Annotated in this window: 16 protein-coding genes; 5 read left to right on the top strand and 11 right to left on the bottom strand. The window is 69.8% G+C overall.

All coding sequences use genetic code 11. The features are described from left to right. Position 1: 1 nt before the first annotated feature. Positions 2–904, bottom strand: a complete 903-nt coding sequence (locus ACFXI3_RS02360) for an NADP-dependent oxidoreductase (RefSeq protein ID WP_378397553.1) — start codon at positions 902–904, stop codon at positions 2–4. A gap of 230 nt (positions 905–1,134) precedes the next feature. Here ACFXI3_RS02360 and ACFXI3_RS02355 point away from each other — a divergent pair, with 230 nt between their 5' ends. Then, a complete protein-coding gene (locus ACFXI3_RS02355) occupies positions 1,135–1,860 on the top strand; it encodes a dienelactone hydrolase family protein (RefSeq protein WP_378397552.1) in 726 nt (241 codons plus the stop codon). Between the two features lie 39 nt (positions 1,861–1,899). On the opposite strand, the gene ACFXI3_RS02350 is transcribed toward ACFXI3_RS02355, so the two are convergent. From ACFXI3_RS02350 to ACFXI3_RS02325, 6 genes are all read right to left on the bottom strand, one after another. Next, complete coding sequence (locus ACFXI3_RS02350; RefSeq protein WP_378397551.1) at positions 1,900–2,466, bottom strand: hypothetical protein; 567 nt, start codon at positions 2,464–2,466, stop codon at positions 1,900–1,902. Positions 2,467–2,536: 70 nt separating this feature from the next. Next, positions 2,537–3,952, bottom strand: a complete 1,416-nt coding sequence (locus ACFXI3_RS02345; protein ID WP_378397549.1) for a pyridoxal phosphate-dependent decarboxylase family protein — start codon at positions 3,950–3,952, stop codon at positions 2,537–2,539. Next, complete coding sequence (locus ACFXI3_RS02340) at positions 3,949–5,256, bottom strand: MFS transporter (RefSeq protein ID WP_378397548.1); 1,308 nt, start codon at positions 5,254–5,256, stop codon at positions 3,949–3,951. The genes ACFXI3_RS02345 and ACFXI3_RS02340 overlap by 4 nt, the downstream gene beginning before the upstream one ends. A 143-nt stretch (positions 5,257–5,399) precedes the next feature. Next, positions 5,400–5,822 (bottom strand): hypothetical protein, encoded by a 423-nt coding sequence (locus tag ACFXI3_RS02335; protein ID WP_378397547.1) that lies wholly within the window; start codon positions 5,820–5,822, stop codon positions 5,400–5,402. A 72-nt stretch (positions 5,823–5,894) separates the two neighbouring features. Further along, a complete protein-coding gene (locus tag ACFXI3_RS02330) occupies positions 5,895–6,923 on the bottom strand; it encodes an LLM class F420-dependent oxidoreductase (protein ID WP_378397545.1) in 1,029 nt (342 codons plus the stop codon). Between the two features lie 67 nt (positions 6,924–6,990). After that, positions 6,991–7,920 (bottom strand): oxygenase MpaB family protein, encoded by a 930-nt coding sequence (locus ACFXI3_RS02325; protein ID WP_378397544.1) that lies wholly within the window; start codon positions 7,918–7,920, stop codon positions 6,991–6,993. A gap of 91 nt (positions 7,921–8,011) precedes the next feature. Here ACFXI3_RS02325 and ACFXI3_RS02320 point away from each other — a divergent pair, with 91 nt between their 5' ends. Further along, positions 8,012–8,617: a TetR/AcrR family transcriptional regulator gene (locus tag ACFXI3_RS02320; RefSeq protein ID WP_378397543.1), complete on the top strand. Its 606-nt coding sequence runs from the start codon at positions 8,012–8,014 to the stop codon at positions 8,615–8,617. On the opposite strand, the gene dmpG is transcribed toward ACFXI3_RS02320, so the two are convergent. Together dmpG and ACFXI3_RS02310 are read right to left on the bottom strand one after the other, a co-directional pair. Beyond that, positions 8,611–9,636: a 4-hydroxy-2-oxovalerate aldolase gene (gene dmpG, locus ACFXI3_RS02315; RefSeq protein WP_344275966.1), complete on the bottom strand. Its 1,026-nt coding sequence runs from the start codon at positions 9,634–9,636 to the stop codon at positions 8,611–8,613. The genes ACFXI3_RS02320 and dmpG overlap by 7 nt on opposite strands. After that, positions 9,633–10,535 (bottom strand): acetaldehyde dehydrogenase (acetylating), encoded by a 903-nt coding sequence (locus tag ACFXI3_RS02310; RefSeq protein WP_378397541.1) that lies wholly within the window; start codon positions 10,533–10,535, stop codon positions 9,633–9,635. Before ACFXI3_RS02310 ends, dmpG begins: the two co-directional genes overlap by 4 nt. Before the next feature lie 39 nt (positions 10,536–10,574). Here ACFXI3_RS02310 and ACFXI3_RS02305 point away from each other — a divergent pair, with 39 nt between their 5' ends. Then, positions 10,575–11,330 (top strand): IclR family transcriptional regulator, encoded by a 756-nt coding sequence (locus ACFXI3_RS02305; protein ID WP_378397540.1) that lies wholly within the window; start codon positions 10,575–10,577, stop codon positions 11,328–11,330. Here ACFXI3_RS02305 and ACFXI3_RS02300 read toward each other — a convergent pair whose 3' ends face one another. Continuing rightward, positions 11,331–11,903, bottom strand: coding sequence for a TetR/AcrR family transcriptional regulator (locus ACFXI3_RS02300; RefSeq protein WP_378397539.1), 573 nt, complete (start codon positions 11,901–11,903; stop codon positions 11,331–11,333). A gap of 53 nt (positions 11,904–11,956) precedes the next feature. On the opposite strand from ACFXI3_RS02300, the gene ACFXI3_RS02295 reads away from it, so the two are divergent. Both ACFXI3_RS02295 and ACFXI3_RS02290 read left to right on the top strand, forming a co-directional pair. Next, positions 11,957–13,174, top strand: coding sequence for an amidohydrolase family protein (locus ACFXI3_RS02295; RefSeq protein ID WP_378397538.1), 1,218 nt, complete (start codon positions 11,957–11,959; stop codon positions 13,172–13,174). After that, on the top strand, positions 13,171–14,025 hold the full coding sequence (locus ACFXI3_RS02290; RefSeq protein ID WP_378397537.1) for an alpha/beta hydrolase: 855 nt from the start codon (positions 13,171–13,173) through the stop codon (positions 14,023–14,025). The genes ACFXI3_RS02295 and ACFXI3_RS02290 overlap by 4 nt, the downstream gene beginning before the upstream one ends. 1 nt (position 14,026) lies before the next feature. On the opposite strand, the gene ACFXI3_RS02285 is transcribed toward ACFXI3_RS02290, so the two are convergent. Next, a complete protein-coding gene (locus ACFXI3_RS02285) occupies positions 14,027–15,457 on the bottom strand; it encodes an amidase (protein WP_378397536.1) in 1,431 nt (476 codons plus the stop codon). Positions 15,458–15,564 lie beyond the last annotated feature (107 nt).

The following is a 15,564-nucleotide window of genomic DNA, read 5'->3' as shown; positions in this document are numbered from 1 at the left end:
GTCAGTCCATCGTGAGCGCGATCTTGCCGTGGATGTTGCCTGCCTGATAGGTCCGCATCGCCTCGGCGGCTTCGGCGAGCGGGAAGGTCGCCATGATGCGGTGCGTCAGCTCGCCTTTCGCGTACAGCCCCGCCAGCCGGGCGAGGCGAGCCGCCGAGCGGTCGTTCACCGTGAGCCGGATGCCCAGCTCGCCGGCGCGGTCATGCTCGACCAGAGTAAGAATCCGGGACCGGTCTTTGATCAGCTCCAGCGTGTACTCCAGTGCGGCACCGCCGACCCCGTCGATGGCCGCCGTGACGCCGTGCGGAGCCACCCGTTCGACGAAATCCTCGCTGTAGACAAGGGGAATCGCGCCGAGCGCCCGTACCTGCTCGTGCCACTGGGGACGCGCCACGCCGAGCGCCTTCGCACCGCGCAGCTGCGACAGCTGCACCGCCATCGCCCCCACGGAACCCGCCGCACCGTGCACGAGCACCGTGTCGCCGGGGCCGACGTCGATCACCTCGACCGCGATGTCCGCGGTCTGCGCCGCCGCGGTGAACGCGCCCGCGACCTCCCACGGCATCTCCGGCGGCTTGGGCACAACCTGGTCCTGCCCGGCGACGACAAGTTCCTGATACGCGCCCAACCGGCCGAAGCCGAGCACCTCGTCGCCCGCCGCGAACCCTTCGACGCCTTCCCCGATTTCGTCGATCACCCCGGCGAACTCGTTGCCCGGCACGGTGAACGCGCCCGGTTCCGGCACCGGGATGAGCCCCGCAAGCACCGCGACGTCGAACGCCTGCAGCCCCGCGGCCTTCATCCGGATCCGCACCTCCCCCGGTCCGGCCTGTGGCTCCGGCACCTCCTCCAGCCGCAGCACTTCCGGCCCGCCCAGCTCGCGGAACCCCATCGCCTTGCTCATGCCTGCCTCCAGCGTTCGTGTCGATCACCACCAGTGTTCGACATCAAGCGGACTTGACGTCAAGCCGCGGCTCGACCAGTGCGGCCCGATGGGATACGTTGATCAGCGATGACTACCGGGACGGCTTCGCGCCACTCACGGATCGGCTACCCGGCGCTCTTCTGAGCGCCGCGCGGGCCCCGCCTCCTTCGTCGTGACCACATGCACCTCAACGACGACAGGAGACCTTCATGCCCGGCAAAACTCTGCGGATCCCCACCCCTGACGGCCAAGCCGACGCCTTCGCCGCGTTCCCCGACGACGGCGAGCGGCGCCCAGGCGTGCTCATGTACGCCGACGGTTTCGGCCTCCGGCCCGTACTGCGCGACCTGGCCCTCGAACTGGCTTCGCACGGGTACTACGTGCTCGTGCCCAACTACTTCTACCGGCACGGCCCCGCGCCGGTCCTCGAACTTCCGGAGTTCATCGGCGAAAACGAGCGACCCGCGGTCTTCGCTCAGGTGATGCCGTTGATCGAAGCGCACACCCCCGAACTGGTGCTGCGCGACGCCAGCGCATACCTCGAATTCCTGACCGCGCAGCCGGAAGTCAGCGCCGGACCGATCGGGGTCACCGGCTATTGCATCGGCGGGCTCCACGCAGTCCGCACCGCCGCAGCCCATCCGGATCGAGTGGCGGCGGTCGCCGGATTCCACGCGCCGGTGGGTGCGGCCGGGCCCGAGAATTTCGCTCAGCTCACCGCGCAGGCGCACTTCGGACACGCCGCTTCCGACCTGACGTCGGAAACTCTCGGCGAACTCAACCAAGCCCTTGATGCGGCAGGGGTGAGCTACACATCCGAGATCTACCCCGGCACGATCCACGGATTCACCATGGCCGACACGGATTCCTTCAACCCCGCCGGCTTGCGACGGCATTGGGAACGGCTGCTGCCGCTCCTCGGCCGGGCACTCTGAGGTCTGGGCCGTTTCGCAGCCAGTCCGATTGCGAAACGGCTACTCGACCCACCACCAGCCGTCGCCCAGTTCGACCGTCGGGCGGACGGCACAGCCCAGGCCGTCGAGGTAGTCGTACTGGTCGACGGGACGGCCGGGAAGGTACTTCTCCGGGGAACCGCTGAAGTGGGCGAACCCGGCGGCGCAGTCGGGAATCCCTGCCCAGGCGCGGACGAACCACACCGGCCGGTCCGGGTCGTTGTTGATCCGCGAAATCGCCGGCGGCGGCTTTTCGCCCTTCTTGAGCTCGCTCAGGGAGCGCAGCACGTCGGCATAGTCCGCTCGGTGCATCGAGTACCAGGTAGCGGCGTAGAAGTGCACCCAGTTGGTGCTGGCCATCAGCACCGCGCACGCCGCGGCGAGCACCGCGTATCCGGCGAGGCCCGGCCAGCGCAGCCCCCGCCACACCAGCCACGCGCTGATGCCCGTCGCCGTCGCCGCGGTCAGCCACGCTCCCGCAGTCAGCACGATGACCGGCACCGGGATCACGCCGCTGATCGGCACGACGAAGTAGCTCACGGCGGCGGCCAACAGCCAGCCGAGCAGGAACACGACTGCGGCCAGCACCAAACCCGGTCTTCGAGTTTTCTCGGAACTCCCCATGATCACTAGACGGGCGACCCGCCGGTCGGTTGCGCTAGTCCCGCGACGGCGTGTACAGCGCGCCCAGAAACTCCACCAGCAGCCGCTCCCGCAACGGTTCCGGCGCGACCGCCAGCAACGCGTTGACCGGGGCCATCCGTTCCGGCAGCCCGCCGGCGCCGGTCAGGCCCGCCGCGGCGAGGAGTCCGCCGAACTGTTCGGACGTCAGCGTCGCCGGGTCCAGCGCGGCCACGAACGCGGCCACGTCCGGATCGACCCGCACCGGGCCTTCCGTGCGCGCCGCCTCGACCGAAGCGGCCAGATCAGCCAGGAATTCCGGCTCGCTGCCGTGATTGGCCGCGGTGACGGTGAGGTGCAGATTCAGCGGAGAAGTCCCGTGCGCGAACTGCGGCTGGACATACCAGCCACGAGCCTTCATCTCGTCGGCGACGGTGAACAGGTCGAAGCCGTCCGACCCGGCGAACGCGACCAGCGTCGACACCGGGTCGCCCAGCACGCGCAAGCCCGGAATCGATGCCACGCCGGCGCGAATCCGGTCCACCGCTTCCCGGGTGCGCGAGGCCAGCTTCAGGTAGCCGTCCTCGCCGAGGTGGTGCACGACGGCCCACGCGGCGGCGAGCGGGCCGCCGGAGCGGGTGCTCTGCAGCGTCGGGTTGAGCATCGTGTAGCCGGGCCAGGCAGCGCTCGCGAAGAAATGCGGCCGGCGGAGTTCCGCGGAAGCGTGCAGCAGCACCGAGACGCCCTTGGCGCAGTAGGCGTATTTGTGCAGGTCCACCGAAATGCTGGTGACGCCCGGGACGCGGAAGTCGAACGGCGGCAGGTCCGCGCCGAGCTTCGCGAAGTACGGCAGCACCCAGCCGCCGATGCACGCGTCGACGTGCATGCGGACCCCGTGCGCCGAAGCCGCCGCCGCGATGTCCGTGATCGGGTCGACGACGCCGTGTGCGTACGAAGGCGCGCTCGCCACGACGAGCACGGTGGAGTCGTCGATCGCCGCCGTCATCGCCGCCGGGTCCGCGCGGAACGTCTCCGGATCGACCGACACCACGACCTTACGCACGCCGAACAGGTGCGCGGCCTTGTGGAACGCGGCGTGCGCGGTTTCCGGCAGGACGATCGAGGGCGCCTCGATGTCCGGCCGGGAGTCGCGGGCGGCGAGGACCGCCAGCAGGCACGATTCGGTGCCGCCGGACGTCACCGAGCCGACCGTGTCCGGCGTGCCGCCGAGCAGCCCGGCCGCGCGGGCGACCAGGTCGTTCTCCATCCGCAGCAGGCTGGGGAACGCGGTCGGGTCGAGTCCGTTGGCGGAACTGGCCAGCGCGTGCGCGGCGGCGGCGATTTCGTCCACTTCGGACAGTCCGCTGTCGTAGACGTAGGCCAGCGTGCGGCCGCCGTGCGTCGGCAGGTCGCCGGAGCGGAGTTCGCACAGCCGCGCGAGGACGTCGTTCACGGCTGTTTCTCCAGCACCGAACGGCGCAGCAGCGGGATGCCGAGCGCGATCAGCACCGCGGGCAGCACCGACGCGCCGATCACGATCGCGGTGATCGCCGACGGCGGCTGCGGGACGGCGGTCGCGCCGGTGCTCGACACGTAGCTCCCGGCCTGCAGCACGATGCCGAACAGTCCCGGCCCGAGCGCGAGCCCGAGCGTCTCGGACGCGGTCCACACGCCGGCCGTGACGCCCGCCCGGGTCTCGCCGGTCCTCTCCTCCTCGGCGCTGATCAGGTCCGGCAGGATCGCCAGCGGGAACACCGAAATGCCCGCGTAGCCGACGCCGGCCAGCGCGACGAACACCAGCGTCGCGGCGAACGGGAGCTTGTCGGCGAAGTACATCGCCACCAGGCCGACGAAGAACGACGTGGTGGCGATCCGGAATCCGGCGAGCTTGCCCCAGCGCGCGCCGAGGCGCGGCCACACCGGCATGGTGACGAGCGCGGGCCCGACGAAGCCGACGAACAGGTAGGTGCGGTAGCTCGGGTCGCCGAGCACGTGCTGCGCGAAGTACGGGATCGCGGCCAGCACGGTGCCGATGCCTAGCGCCTGGATGAAGTAGACGCCCAGCAGCCACCGGAACGAACGCCACTGCGCGATGGTGCGCGCCAATTCCTTGAGCCGCACCGTGTTGGGCCGCAGCGAGCCGACCGGCGCGCCCTTCAGGCCGAAGTAGACGCCGAGCGTGGCGGCCAGGATGATCACCGCCATCACCAGGCCCATCACCCGGTAGCCCGCCACGCCGGGCAGCAGGTCGGTGATCGCCGGGGCGCCGCCGCCGGACACCAGCACCGCGACCGCCAGCACGCCGATCCGGACGCTGGTGAGTTTCGTGCGTTCCTCGGCGGAATCGGTCAGCTCGGCCGGAAGCGCGTTGAACGGCACCTGGAAGAACGCGTACGCGGTGGCGCACAGGAAGAACATCGCCACGACGTACGCCGCGTCCCACACCGGCGTGCCGAAGCCGGGATGCGCGAACAGCGCGGCGAACAGGATCGCGACGCCGATCCCGCCGCGCAGCAGGAACCGCCGCCTGCTGCCGGTGCGCGCGAGGTCGGCGTCCGACAGCCGTCCGGCGACCGGGTTGAAGACCACGTCCCACGCCTTGGGCACGAACACGATCACCCCGGCCGCCGCCGCGGGCACGGCCATCGTGTCGGTGAGGTACGGCAGCAGGAGCAGCCCCGGCACCGTGCCGAACCCGCCGGTGACGAAGGAGCCGAGCGAGTAGCGGAATCTCGTGCGGCGGGACAGCGACGCCAAAGGTCCTCCTCGAAGGCGGAACGACGAACGCATGCCTAATGGATCTTCGCCGGTCCCCGGTAGTGGTCGGGAGGAATCGTGCCACCGTCGTGATGCACCGGCCGTACCGGGCCGATTACCGCCTTGCTTTCCGGACAGGCCTTTCACGGGTGCAGCTCAGGGTGTCCGGCGAGGAAGGCCCGGTAGCTGTCGAGCGTTCCGGTCCCGGAGTAGCCGAGGTCCTCCGGCGTGACCGCGGCGCCGCTCGACGCCGAGACGACCTGGATGCCGAGACTGACCTCGGGGTCCCCGTCGGCGGCCTTGACGATCGCCGGGAACGCCGCCGCGAGCACGGTCCTCCGCACCGCCTCGTCATCGGTGTCGGCATCGATCACCACGTTGCCGGTCCGGCCCATCCCGACATTCGTCCGGTAGTTGCTCTCGACACTGACCACGTGCGGCAGCGTCGCGACCGCCGCCTTGTACTTCGCCGCCCGCGCAGCGTCGACGGCTTCCACGCCTGCCGCGCAGCAAGCGGCCAGCAACGCGACGACCCCGGCGAGGAACAGAGCAGAGAGCTTGCGCATGGCCGCTTTGACGCACGCCGGGGGCTCGCGGTGCCGACGAAATACGCGGGGCCGCCCCGAGGGGTCGAGGGGTCAGGACAGCGCTTTCGCCGCCCTGGCCAACGACCCCGCGTCCCCGCGCAGCAGCAACGTCGTCACCACCGTCGACTCCCACGCGGACAATTCCTCCCGGATCTTCTCCGCGGGCCCGATCAGCGAAGTGTCCTCGACCAGCGAAGTCGGGATCGCCTTCACCGCCTCTTCCTTGCGCCCGGAGAGGTAAAGCTCCTGCACCTTGTCCGCCACATCCGCATACCCGAGCCGGGCGAAGACGTCGTGGTGGAAGTTCACGCTCTTCGCGCCCATCCCGCCGATGTACAACGCCAGCGCCGGTTTGATGAAGCTCGCCGCCTCCTCGACGTCGTCGTGCACGATCACCGGCACCGACGCGGCCACCTCGAAACCGTCCAGGCCGCTCCGCCGCGCGCCCGGGCGGGCGAAACCCTCCTCCAGCGCGGCCCGGTAGAAGCCGTCGGACTTGGGCGAGAAGAACAGCGGCAGCCAGCCGTCGCAGATTTCCGCGGCCAGCGCGACGTTCTTCGGGCCTTCGGCGGCGAGGTAGATCGGCAGGTCCGCGCGCAGCGGGTGTACGGTCGGCTTGAGCGGTTTGCCCAGTCCCGTCCCGCCTTTGAGCGGCAACTGGAAGAACTGCCCGTCGATGGTCACCGGTTCCTCGCGGGCCAGCACCTTGCGCACGATCTCGACGTATTCGCGCGTGCGCGCCAGCGGCTTCGGATACGGCTGGCCGTACCAGCCCTCCACCACCTGCGGCCCGGACGCGCCCAGCCCGAGCACGAACCGGCCGCCGGAGAGGTGGTCCATGGTCAGCGCGCTCATCGCGGTGGCGGTCGGGGTGCGCGCGGACATCTGCACGATGTTGGTGCCGAGCTTGATCCGGCTGGTCGCCGCGCCGACCCAGGCGAGCGGCGTGAACGCGTCCGACCCGTACGCCTCGGCCGACCACACCGAGTCGAACCCGAGCCGTTCGGCTTCGAGCACGGTCTCCTGCGCGCCCGGGATCGGCCCGCTCCCCCAGTACCCGAGGTGAAAGCCCAGCTTCATCAGCCCTCCTGATCTCGAAGGTCCGTGAAGGACTCCTTGAGGGAATCTGATTCCCTCAAGGAGTCCTTCACGGCACGTCCGGCGAGTAGTGCTCCGGTTTCCCGCGCTCGGCGAGCGGGGGAAGATTGCGGCGCGGGGTTTCGACCGGCGGCGTCCCCGGGGCCAGTGCGCCGCGGGCGCGCCGCCAGCCCGCCCGTGCCCGCGGATGGTAGCGGCGATCGTGCGGAAGCAGCGTGAACGCCGCGTTGATCAGCTTGCCCACGCGCCGATGCCGCCGGGCATCCCGCGCGGTCCAGCGAAAGCCGAGCAGGTCGCGCACTTCCGGGTCGTACAGGCCGACGGTCAGCCACACGAACTGTTTGGCGATGATCTTCGAGACCGGTGTCCACAGTGGATCCGGCAGCCACGGCAGGAACGGCGGCTTGGCGATCCCACGAAGGTCGAGGACGTCGCGCGTGGCTTTGTTGTCTTCCAGCACCTCGGCGCACATGTGCTTCCAGTACCGCTGGAAGTCCTCCCACGACTCCGGTACCGGCCGCATCGTCATGTCGTACATCCGCCACCAGCGCACGTGTTCGTCGAACAGCGTGCGTTTCTCCTCTTCGCCGATGCCGCCCATGAAATTGTCGGCGATCAGGATGGTGCTGACGAAGAACGTCGAATGCGCCCAGTAGTACGTGTCGGGGTCGAGCGCGTGATAGCGCCGGCCCTGCTTGTCCACGCCCTTGATCCGGTCGTGGTAGCCGCGCACTTCCAGCGCCGTGCGGTGCGCGAGCGGACCGTCGTAGACCACGCCGCCGATCGGGTACAGCGAACGGAAGAGCCGCTGCCACCGCTCCTCGAAAAACCGCGAATGCTCCTCGACGCCCGCGCCGAGCCCCGGGTGCATGTTCTGCATCGACCCGGCCCACAGCGCGATCAGCAGCCCGCGCCAGTCGCCGAAGTACTTCCAGGTCAGCGAGTCCGGTCCCAGCGGCTCGGGGGCTTCCCTGCTCATCGCGGCTCCTCGGCGGGTCGGCGAAGTGACTACAGCTGTTGTCAGGTTAGGATGTGACAACATCTGTGGTCAACTCGGGACGGGAGCGGGTATGCCGGGCCGCACGTGGGCGGGCACGACGCTGGACGACCGCAAGGCCCAGCGCCGCGCGCAGCTGCTGGCCGCCGGGCTCGACCTGCTCGGCGCGCACGGCAGCGCGGCGGTGAGCGTGCGCGCGGTGTGCCGGTCCGCGAAGCTGACCGAGCGGTACTTCTACGAAAGCTTCGCCGACCGGGAAAGCCTGGTCGCCGCTGTCTACGAGGACGTCGGAGACCAAGCCCGGCAGGCACTCGCCAACGCGGTGTCCGGCGAAGCCGATCCGAGCCGCCGTGCCGAACGCGCGGTCACGGCGTTCGTGGAGCTCGTGCTGGACGATCCGCGCAAGGGCCGCGTGCTGCTGCTCGCGCCGCTGACCGATCCCGCGCTGACCAGCCGCGGCCTGCACCTCCTCCCGGCGTTCACCACGCTCGTCGGGGAACAGCTGTCGCGCGGCGACGAGACCGGCCGCCAGCTCGTGGCGATCGGTCTCGTCGGCGCGCTCAGCAACGTGTTCATCGCCTACCTCGACGGCACGCTGAAGGTGAGCCGCGAGCGTCTCGTCGAGCACTGCGTGAAGCTCGTGCTCGGCGCGGACGCTTTCGACCCGGGGGCTCACTGAGCGGCTGCCCGCTCGTCGCGCAGCCGCAGCGCGATGTCGATGATCATGTCCTCCTGGCCGCCGACGTAGCGTTCTTCGCCGACCTTGTACAGGATTTCGTGTGCCGGGACGCCGTAGCGCTCGGCCGCGCGTTCGGCGTGCAGCAGGAAGCTGGAGTACACGCCGGCGTAGCCCTGGATGATCGACGACCGGTCCATCACCGGCAGCCGGGTCAGGTACTTCTTCACGACGTTCTCCGCGGCCTCCATCAGAACGTCTTTGTCCACCCCGGTTTTGATGCCGAGCCGCTCGAACGTCGCCGCCAGAACCTCAGTCGGCGAGTTGCCCGCGCCCGCGCCGAGCGCGGCGAGCGAACCGTCGATCTGCCGGGCTCCGGCACGGTAAGCGAGCACCGAGTTGGCGACGCCGAAGCTCAGGTTCTGGTGTCCGTGGTAGCCGACCTGGGCTTCGTCGCCGAGTTCCGCGACGAGAGCGGCGACGCGTTCGGAGGCGTCGTCCAGGATCAGCGCGCCCGCGGAGTCCACGACGTACACGCACTGACAGCCCGCGTCGACCATGATCCGGGCCTGCTTCGCCAGGTCCTCGGGCGTCGACATGTGCGACAGCATCAGGAATCCGACGGTTTCGAGGCCGAGATCGCGGGCCGCGCCGAAGTGCTGGATGGACACGTCGGCCTCGGTGCAGTGCGTCGCGATCCGCACCGCGCCGGCGCCGAGATCGGCCGCCGCACGCAGGTCGGTGACCGTGCCGAGACCGGGCAGCAGGAGCACGGCGATCTTCGCCTGCTTCGCCTCGTCGACCGCGGCGGCGATGAGCTTTCGCTCGTCCACCAAGGAAAAACCGTAGTTGAACGTGGAGCCGCCGAGGCCGTCGCCGTGGGTCACCTCGATCAGCGAGACGCCCGCGTCGTCGAGCGCGCGGACGGTATCGCGGACCTGCTTTTCGGTGAACTGGTGCGCCATGGCGTGGCTGCCGTCGCGCAGAGTGGTGTCGACCAGCCGGACGTCGGTGTTGTTCACGCGGCCACCTCCTGAGCGGCGAAGAGATCGCCGACGCGCGCGGCGGCGGCGGTCATGATGTCGAGGTTGCCCGCGTACTTGGGCAGGTAGTCGCCGTTGCCCGCGACCTCCAGGAAGACGCCCACGCGGGCCTTGCCGCTCCAGTCCGGGCGAGGCGGGTCGAACTGCGGGTCGGCCTTGAGCGTGTAGCCCGGCACGTACTGCTGGACGTCTTTCACCATGCGGTGCACGGATTCGCTGATCGCGTCGAAGTCGGCGTCCGGGTCGACCGCGCAGAACACCGTGTCGCGCATGATCATCGGCGGGTCCATCGGGTTGATGATGATGATCGCGCGGCCCTTCTCCGCGCCGCCGACCTTCTCGATCGCGTGCGAAGTGGTCTCGGTGAACTCGTCGATGTTCGCGCGCGTGCCGGGTCCCGCGGACCGCGAAGACACCGACGCGACGATCTCCGCGTACGACACCGGCGTCACCCGCGAAACCGCGTGCACGATCGGGATGGTCGCCTGGCCGCCGCAGGTGATCATGTTGACGTTGCGGTCGGTCAGCTGGTCGGGCGGGTTCACCGCCGGGCACGTCAGCGGGCCGATCGCGGCGGGCGTCAGGTCGATCGCGCGGATGCCGGCCTCGGCGTACCGCGGTGCGTTCGCTTTGTGGGCCTTCGCCGACGTCGACTCGAACACCAGCTGCGGCAGTTCCGCGCGCGCCAGCAGCCAGTCGACGCCCTCGGCGGACGTCTCGAGGCCGAGCTTCGCGGCGCGGGCGAGCCCGTCCGACGCCGGGTCGACGCCCACCATGTAGCGCACTTCCACGTGCTCGCTGCGCTGGAGTTTTGCCAGCAAATCCGTACCGATGTTGCCCGGGCCGACGATCGCGGCCGTCACCTTGCGTTCCGCCATGTCTGCACGGTGCTCGCCGGGATGGGGCACACTCAACCCATGCGTACCACTGGACGGAACGGCGACGGGCTCGTGACCGCGCGCGTCGCCGCCGTGCTGGAGGCCTTCCGCCCCGGCGACGACGCGCTGGGCGTCTCGGAACTGGCACGCCGGACCGGCCTCGCGAAGACGACCGTGCACCGGCTGGCCGGACACCTGGCCGACACCGGCCTGCTGGAACGCGACGGCACCTCGGTCCGGCTCGGGCTGCGGCTGTTCGAGATCGGTCAGCTCGCGGTGCGCCGCCGCGGCCTGGTGGAGGCGGCGCGGCCGTACCTGGCGGATCTGCGGGAGGCCACGCGGAACACGGTCCACCTCGCGGTGCTGGAGGGCACCGAGGTGGTCTACCTGGACGTGCTGCGCGGCCCGGACGCGCCGGATCTGCCTTCGCGGACCGGCGGGCGCTTTCCGGCGCACGCGACCGGGGTCGGGAAGGCGATCCTGTCCTGCTCCCCCGACGACGTCGTGACGCGCGTGATCGAGGCCGGACTCCCCCGGGTCAGCCCGCGGACGATCACCGCGCCCGGGTTGCTGCGGCGTCAGCTGGCGCGGATCCGGGAAGACGGGATTGCGTTCGAGCGCGAGGAATCCGGCGTAGGCGTGGTGTGTGCGGCGAGCCCGCTCGTCGACGCGAACGGACTCGCCGTGGCCGCGGTGTCGATCTCCGGATGGGCGACCCGGATGCGGACCGAACGGGTCGCGCCCGCGGTCCGGACAGTGGCGCTGGCGTTGTCCCGGACTGTCTCCGAAACCTGATCAAGGCTTCCCTTTGCCTATCCGCAGGATCAGCGCAAGGGCCTCCTCCGAGTAAGCCCCTGGAGTCAAGACCTCCTGCAAGAGCAGGCCGCGCATCGCGGCGACGGTTACAGCGGCCCTGGTCAGCGCTTCCTCGGCGGCGAGCCCTTCGCGTTGCGCGAGCGAGGCCAGCATCTTGGTCAGGTCGTCGAGCGAATCGATGAACTCGCGAAAGTCCTCCGGCCGGTACGCGGCCAGCCCGGTGACGTGAAAGAACCCGCGAACGCGCGACAGCTGCTCCGGGCGCGTGTAGGTCCGCCAGATCGCCACGACGAGATCGGCGAAAGTGCCCTGCCGGGCAGTCTTGAAAAGCTCCTCGTTGTCCCGGGATCGCTGCTCCCCGAGCATGGCCGCCAAGACGCCCGGGAGCGACCCGAAGTGGTAGCGGAGCAGGGCGTGGCTGGTCTCGGCCCTGGCGGCAACCTCCCGAAGCGACACCTCCGGCGACGGAAGCGTCCCGTCGAAGGCGTCGAGAAGCCGGGTCAGGAGACGCCCGCGGGCATCGCCTTTGCCTTCCGTGCTTGACAGGCTCACTCGCACAGTTTATCCATTGGAAAAGAACGCGGCAACGGCGAAGGGAACGGCTCGTGGGACGTCTGCAGATAGTCGGCGCGACAGTCCTCGACGGATCGGGCCGCGATCCCGCAGACGGCACCGTCGCCGTCGAGGACGGGCGGATCACCCAGCCTGACGGCTCCGGCGAACGCCTCGACGCGACCGGGCTGACCATGACGCCCGGCCTGATCGACGCCCACGTCCACCTGGGCCTCTCCAGCCCGATCCAGTCGCAGTTCTCGTATCAGCTGAGCGCCGCCGAGATCGCGGCGGACATCTTCGCCACCGCCAGCGCCACCCTCGACGCGGGCTTCACGACCGTCCGCGACACCGGCGGGATCGACGGCGGCGTCGTCACCACGATCGCCAAGGGCAAGGTCCGGGGACCGCGCGTGCTGTCGTGCGGACCGGTCCAGTGCCAGACCGGCGGGCACGGCTACTACGGAGCCGAATGGGAGCCCACCGAGCTGTGGAGCGGCCATCACATTCCCGGCCTGGCCGCCCTGTCGATGATGTCGGGCAACGCGAACGAGCTGCGCAGCAACGTCCGCGAGGCCTTCCGTCGCGGAGCCTCCTTCCTGAAGCTCTGCGTGACCGGCGGCGTGGTCAGCGCGCACGACAAGCTGACCGACACCCAGTTCACCGTGGAAGAAATCGCCGTCGCCGTCCAAGAAGCCGCGGCACGAGGCACTTACGTGACGGTGCACGCGCACAACAACGAAGGCATCCGGAACGCGGTCGAGGCCGGGGTGCGCTGTGTCGAGCACGGTACCGATATCGACGAGTCCACGGCCGCTCTGATGGCCGCGCACGACGTCGCCCTCGTGCCGACGTTCGCTGTCGTCGAGCACCTGCTGCGCGACACCGCCGAAGCCGGCCTGGGCGCGTCGATCCGCGATCGGGCGCTTGGTGTTCGCGAGCGGATGGCCGAGGCGCTCGCCGCGGCCAAGGAAGCCGAGGTGCGGATCGGGCTCGGATCTGATCTCATCGGTCCCGCTCAGGACCGCCGAGGAGAAGAGCTCGCATTGCGCGCAGACCTGGAGACGCCGATGGAAGCTCTCGTCGCGGCCACGAAGACCAACGCCGAGATCCTGGGCCTGTCCGGCGAGGTGGGGGTCATCGCGCCGGGCTTGCAGGCGGATCTCGTGCTGTGGAACGGAAATCCGCTCGAAAATCCGAACCTGTTCGCCGACCCCGCGAACGCCGTTGTCGTCGTCCAAGCCGGACGCGTCGTAAAGGACCTCCGATGAGCACTCTGTGGCAAGGCTGCCTCGCCGGCACCGACTACTTCGAAATGCGGTCCCGCAGCGGGCACACCTACGGCATCTGGGTCACCACGCCGCCGGGCTACGACCACACCAAGACGCGGGCGCCGGTCGTGTACGTGCTCGACGGCAACTGGGCCGTGGGCCTGACGGCTCCGCTCATCGTCACTCAGGCGGATCCGATGCAGCCGATCCAGCCTTATCTCCAGGTCAGCGTCGGTTACGCGGGCGAGGAAGCGCAGGATTGGGCGCGGCTGCGCAACCGGGATCTCGTGCCGCCCGGCGAGCCGATCGCCCAGGAGTTCGTCGATGCCGTGGAGATGGGAATCGAAACGGGCAGGATGACGCGCGAGGAGGCCGACGCCTACCTCGCCGAACTGCGCGACAGCCGCGCCGACGCGTTCCTGGCCTTCCTCGCCGAGGAACTGCACCCGCGGATCGAACGCGCCTACCACGCGGCCCCGAGCGGGCACGGTCTCTTCGGCTACTCCTACGGCGGGCTTTTCAGTCTCTACGCCTGGCTCAGCGGCTGCCCGCTCTTCGAAAGCATCGGAGCGGGCAGCCCTGGCGTCATCGGCGAGGACAGTCAGGTTTTCGCCCAGCTTGCCGAGCTCGGCGACAATTTGCCTGCCGCCAAGCTGCACGTGACGGTCAACGACCAGGAGCTGTTCGGAGATCTGGCCGTCTACCAAAGCCTCGCGAAGCACACGGCGACCTTCCTGCACCGCCTCAAGGCTCACGGCGGAAACGTCACCACCGCAGTCCTGCGCGAAACGCATGTGACTGGCCTGCAGTCGTCGTTCCTCAGCTACCTCCGGACCTGCCGGGCACAGTGAGTCACCCGGCGGCGTGCACCGAGGGCCGCCGGTCCGCCCACGGCATCGCCTCTTCCAGGAACGCCGCGACCCGCAGCAGCAACGACTCCGAACAGACCGGGCCGCCCAACTGAACCCCGATCGGCAAGCCCTGCGAGGACTGCCCGAGCGGAAGGCTGATCGCGGGCGCACCGGTCTGGTTGAACAACGGCGTGAACGTGCAGGCGTCGAAAAGCTGTCGGGTCCAGTCTGCCGCGGCCAGATCGGCGTTCGCGTCCAGGCGGCCCAGCGGCAGGGCCGGGGTGTTCATCGTCGGGGTCAGCAGCAGGTCGTATCCGGTGAAGAACCGGCCTGCCGCACGGGAAACGACGTTCATCGCACCCAAAGCCGCGGTCAGTTCCATCCCGCTGACCGAGCGGCCGTATTCGACGCACGCCCACGACGTGCGTTCGAGGTTCTCCGGGCCGGCCGCGACCCCGGTTATCTCTTCGATCCCGGCGACCGCACCGGCCAGGAATCCGCACCAGAGCACGTGATTCGCGTCCAGGAACGGCTCCCACTCAAAGACCGGCGTCGCGCGTTCGACGTGATGGCCCGCCGCTTCGAGCACCTCAGCGGTCGCCTCGACGGCGCGCGCCACCTCCGGGTCGACGTAGCTGCCCGCCCAGGATTCGGTGTGCACCGCGATCCTGAGCCGCCCCAGATCGGCACCGACTTCGTCCAGCCACGGGCGCGCGGGCGGCGCGAGGACGTACGGGTCGCCCGGATAGCTCACCGCCACCTCGTCCAGCAGCGCGGCGGTGTCCCGGACCGTCCGCGACACCGCGAGTTCGACGCCCATTCCGTACAGCGGATCGGCGAAGTCCGGCCCGGCGGGCACCCGGCCGCGCGTTGGCTTCAGCCCGACGAGGCCGTTGCAGGCGGCGGGCACCCGGATCGAGCCGCCGCCGTCGTTGGCGTGCGCGATCGGGAGCGCGCCGGCCGCGACTAGCGCCGCCGAACCGCCGCTGGATCCGCCGGCGCTGTGCCCGGTGTTCCACGGATTGCGGGTCGAACCGTAGGCCGGCGCTTCGGAGTTGCCGTTGAACCCCAGCTCCGGCGTGGTCGTGACGGCCAGCGTCGCCAGACCCGCCGCGCGGAACCGCTCCATCAGATGGGTGTCCTCCGGCGGCACGACGCCCTTGCCGAGCAGCCGCGTGCCCATCCGGGTCGGCACTCCGGCGGCGTGCAGGACGAGGTCCTTGATCGCGAACGGAACCCCGGCGAACCGGCCGTCGGGCGCGTAGTCCAGCGGGCGCTCGAACGGGCCGTCGGCGACCGCGTTCAGCTCCGGGTTCACCTTGCCGATGGCCTCGACCGCCAGCGCGGCGACCTCCTCGGCGGCGACCTCGCCGGAGGCGATGACCGCGGCGAGCGCGGTCGCGTCGAGGGCGGCGTATTCGTCGATGTTCATCGAATCTCCTTCAGCCGGGGATCCGGAACGCTACGAGCGGGTGCCTGCGGTCGCATCGGCCGAAAAGCCGTTCCGCCCGCGCCTCCGATGTGCGCCCCGTTGACATT

Source organism: Amycolatopsis sp. NPDC059235 (assembly GCF_042754125.1).
Classification (GTDB): domain Bacteria; phylum Actinomycetota; class Actinomycetes; order Mycobacteriales; family Pseudonocardiaceae; genus Amycolatopsis; species Amycolatopsis albidoflava.
This window is presented reverse-complemented; position numbering and strand designations above follow the sequence as displayed.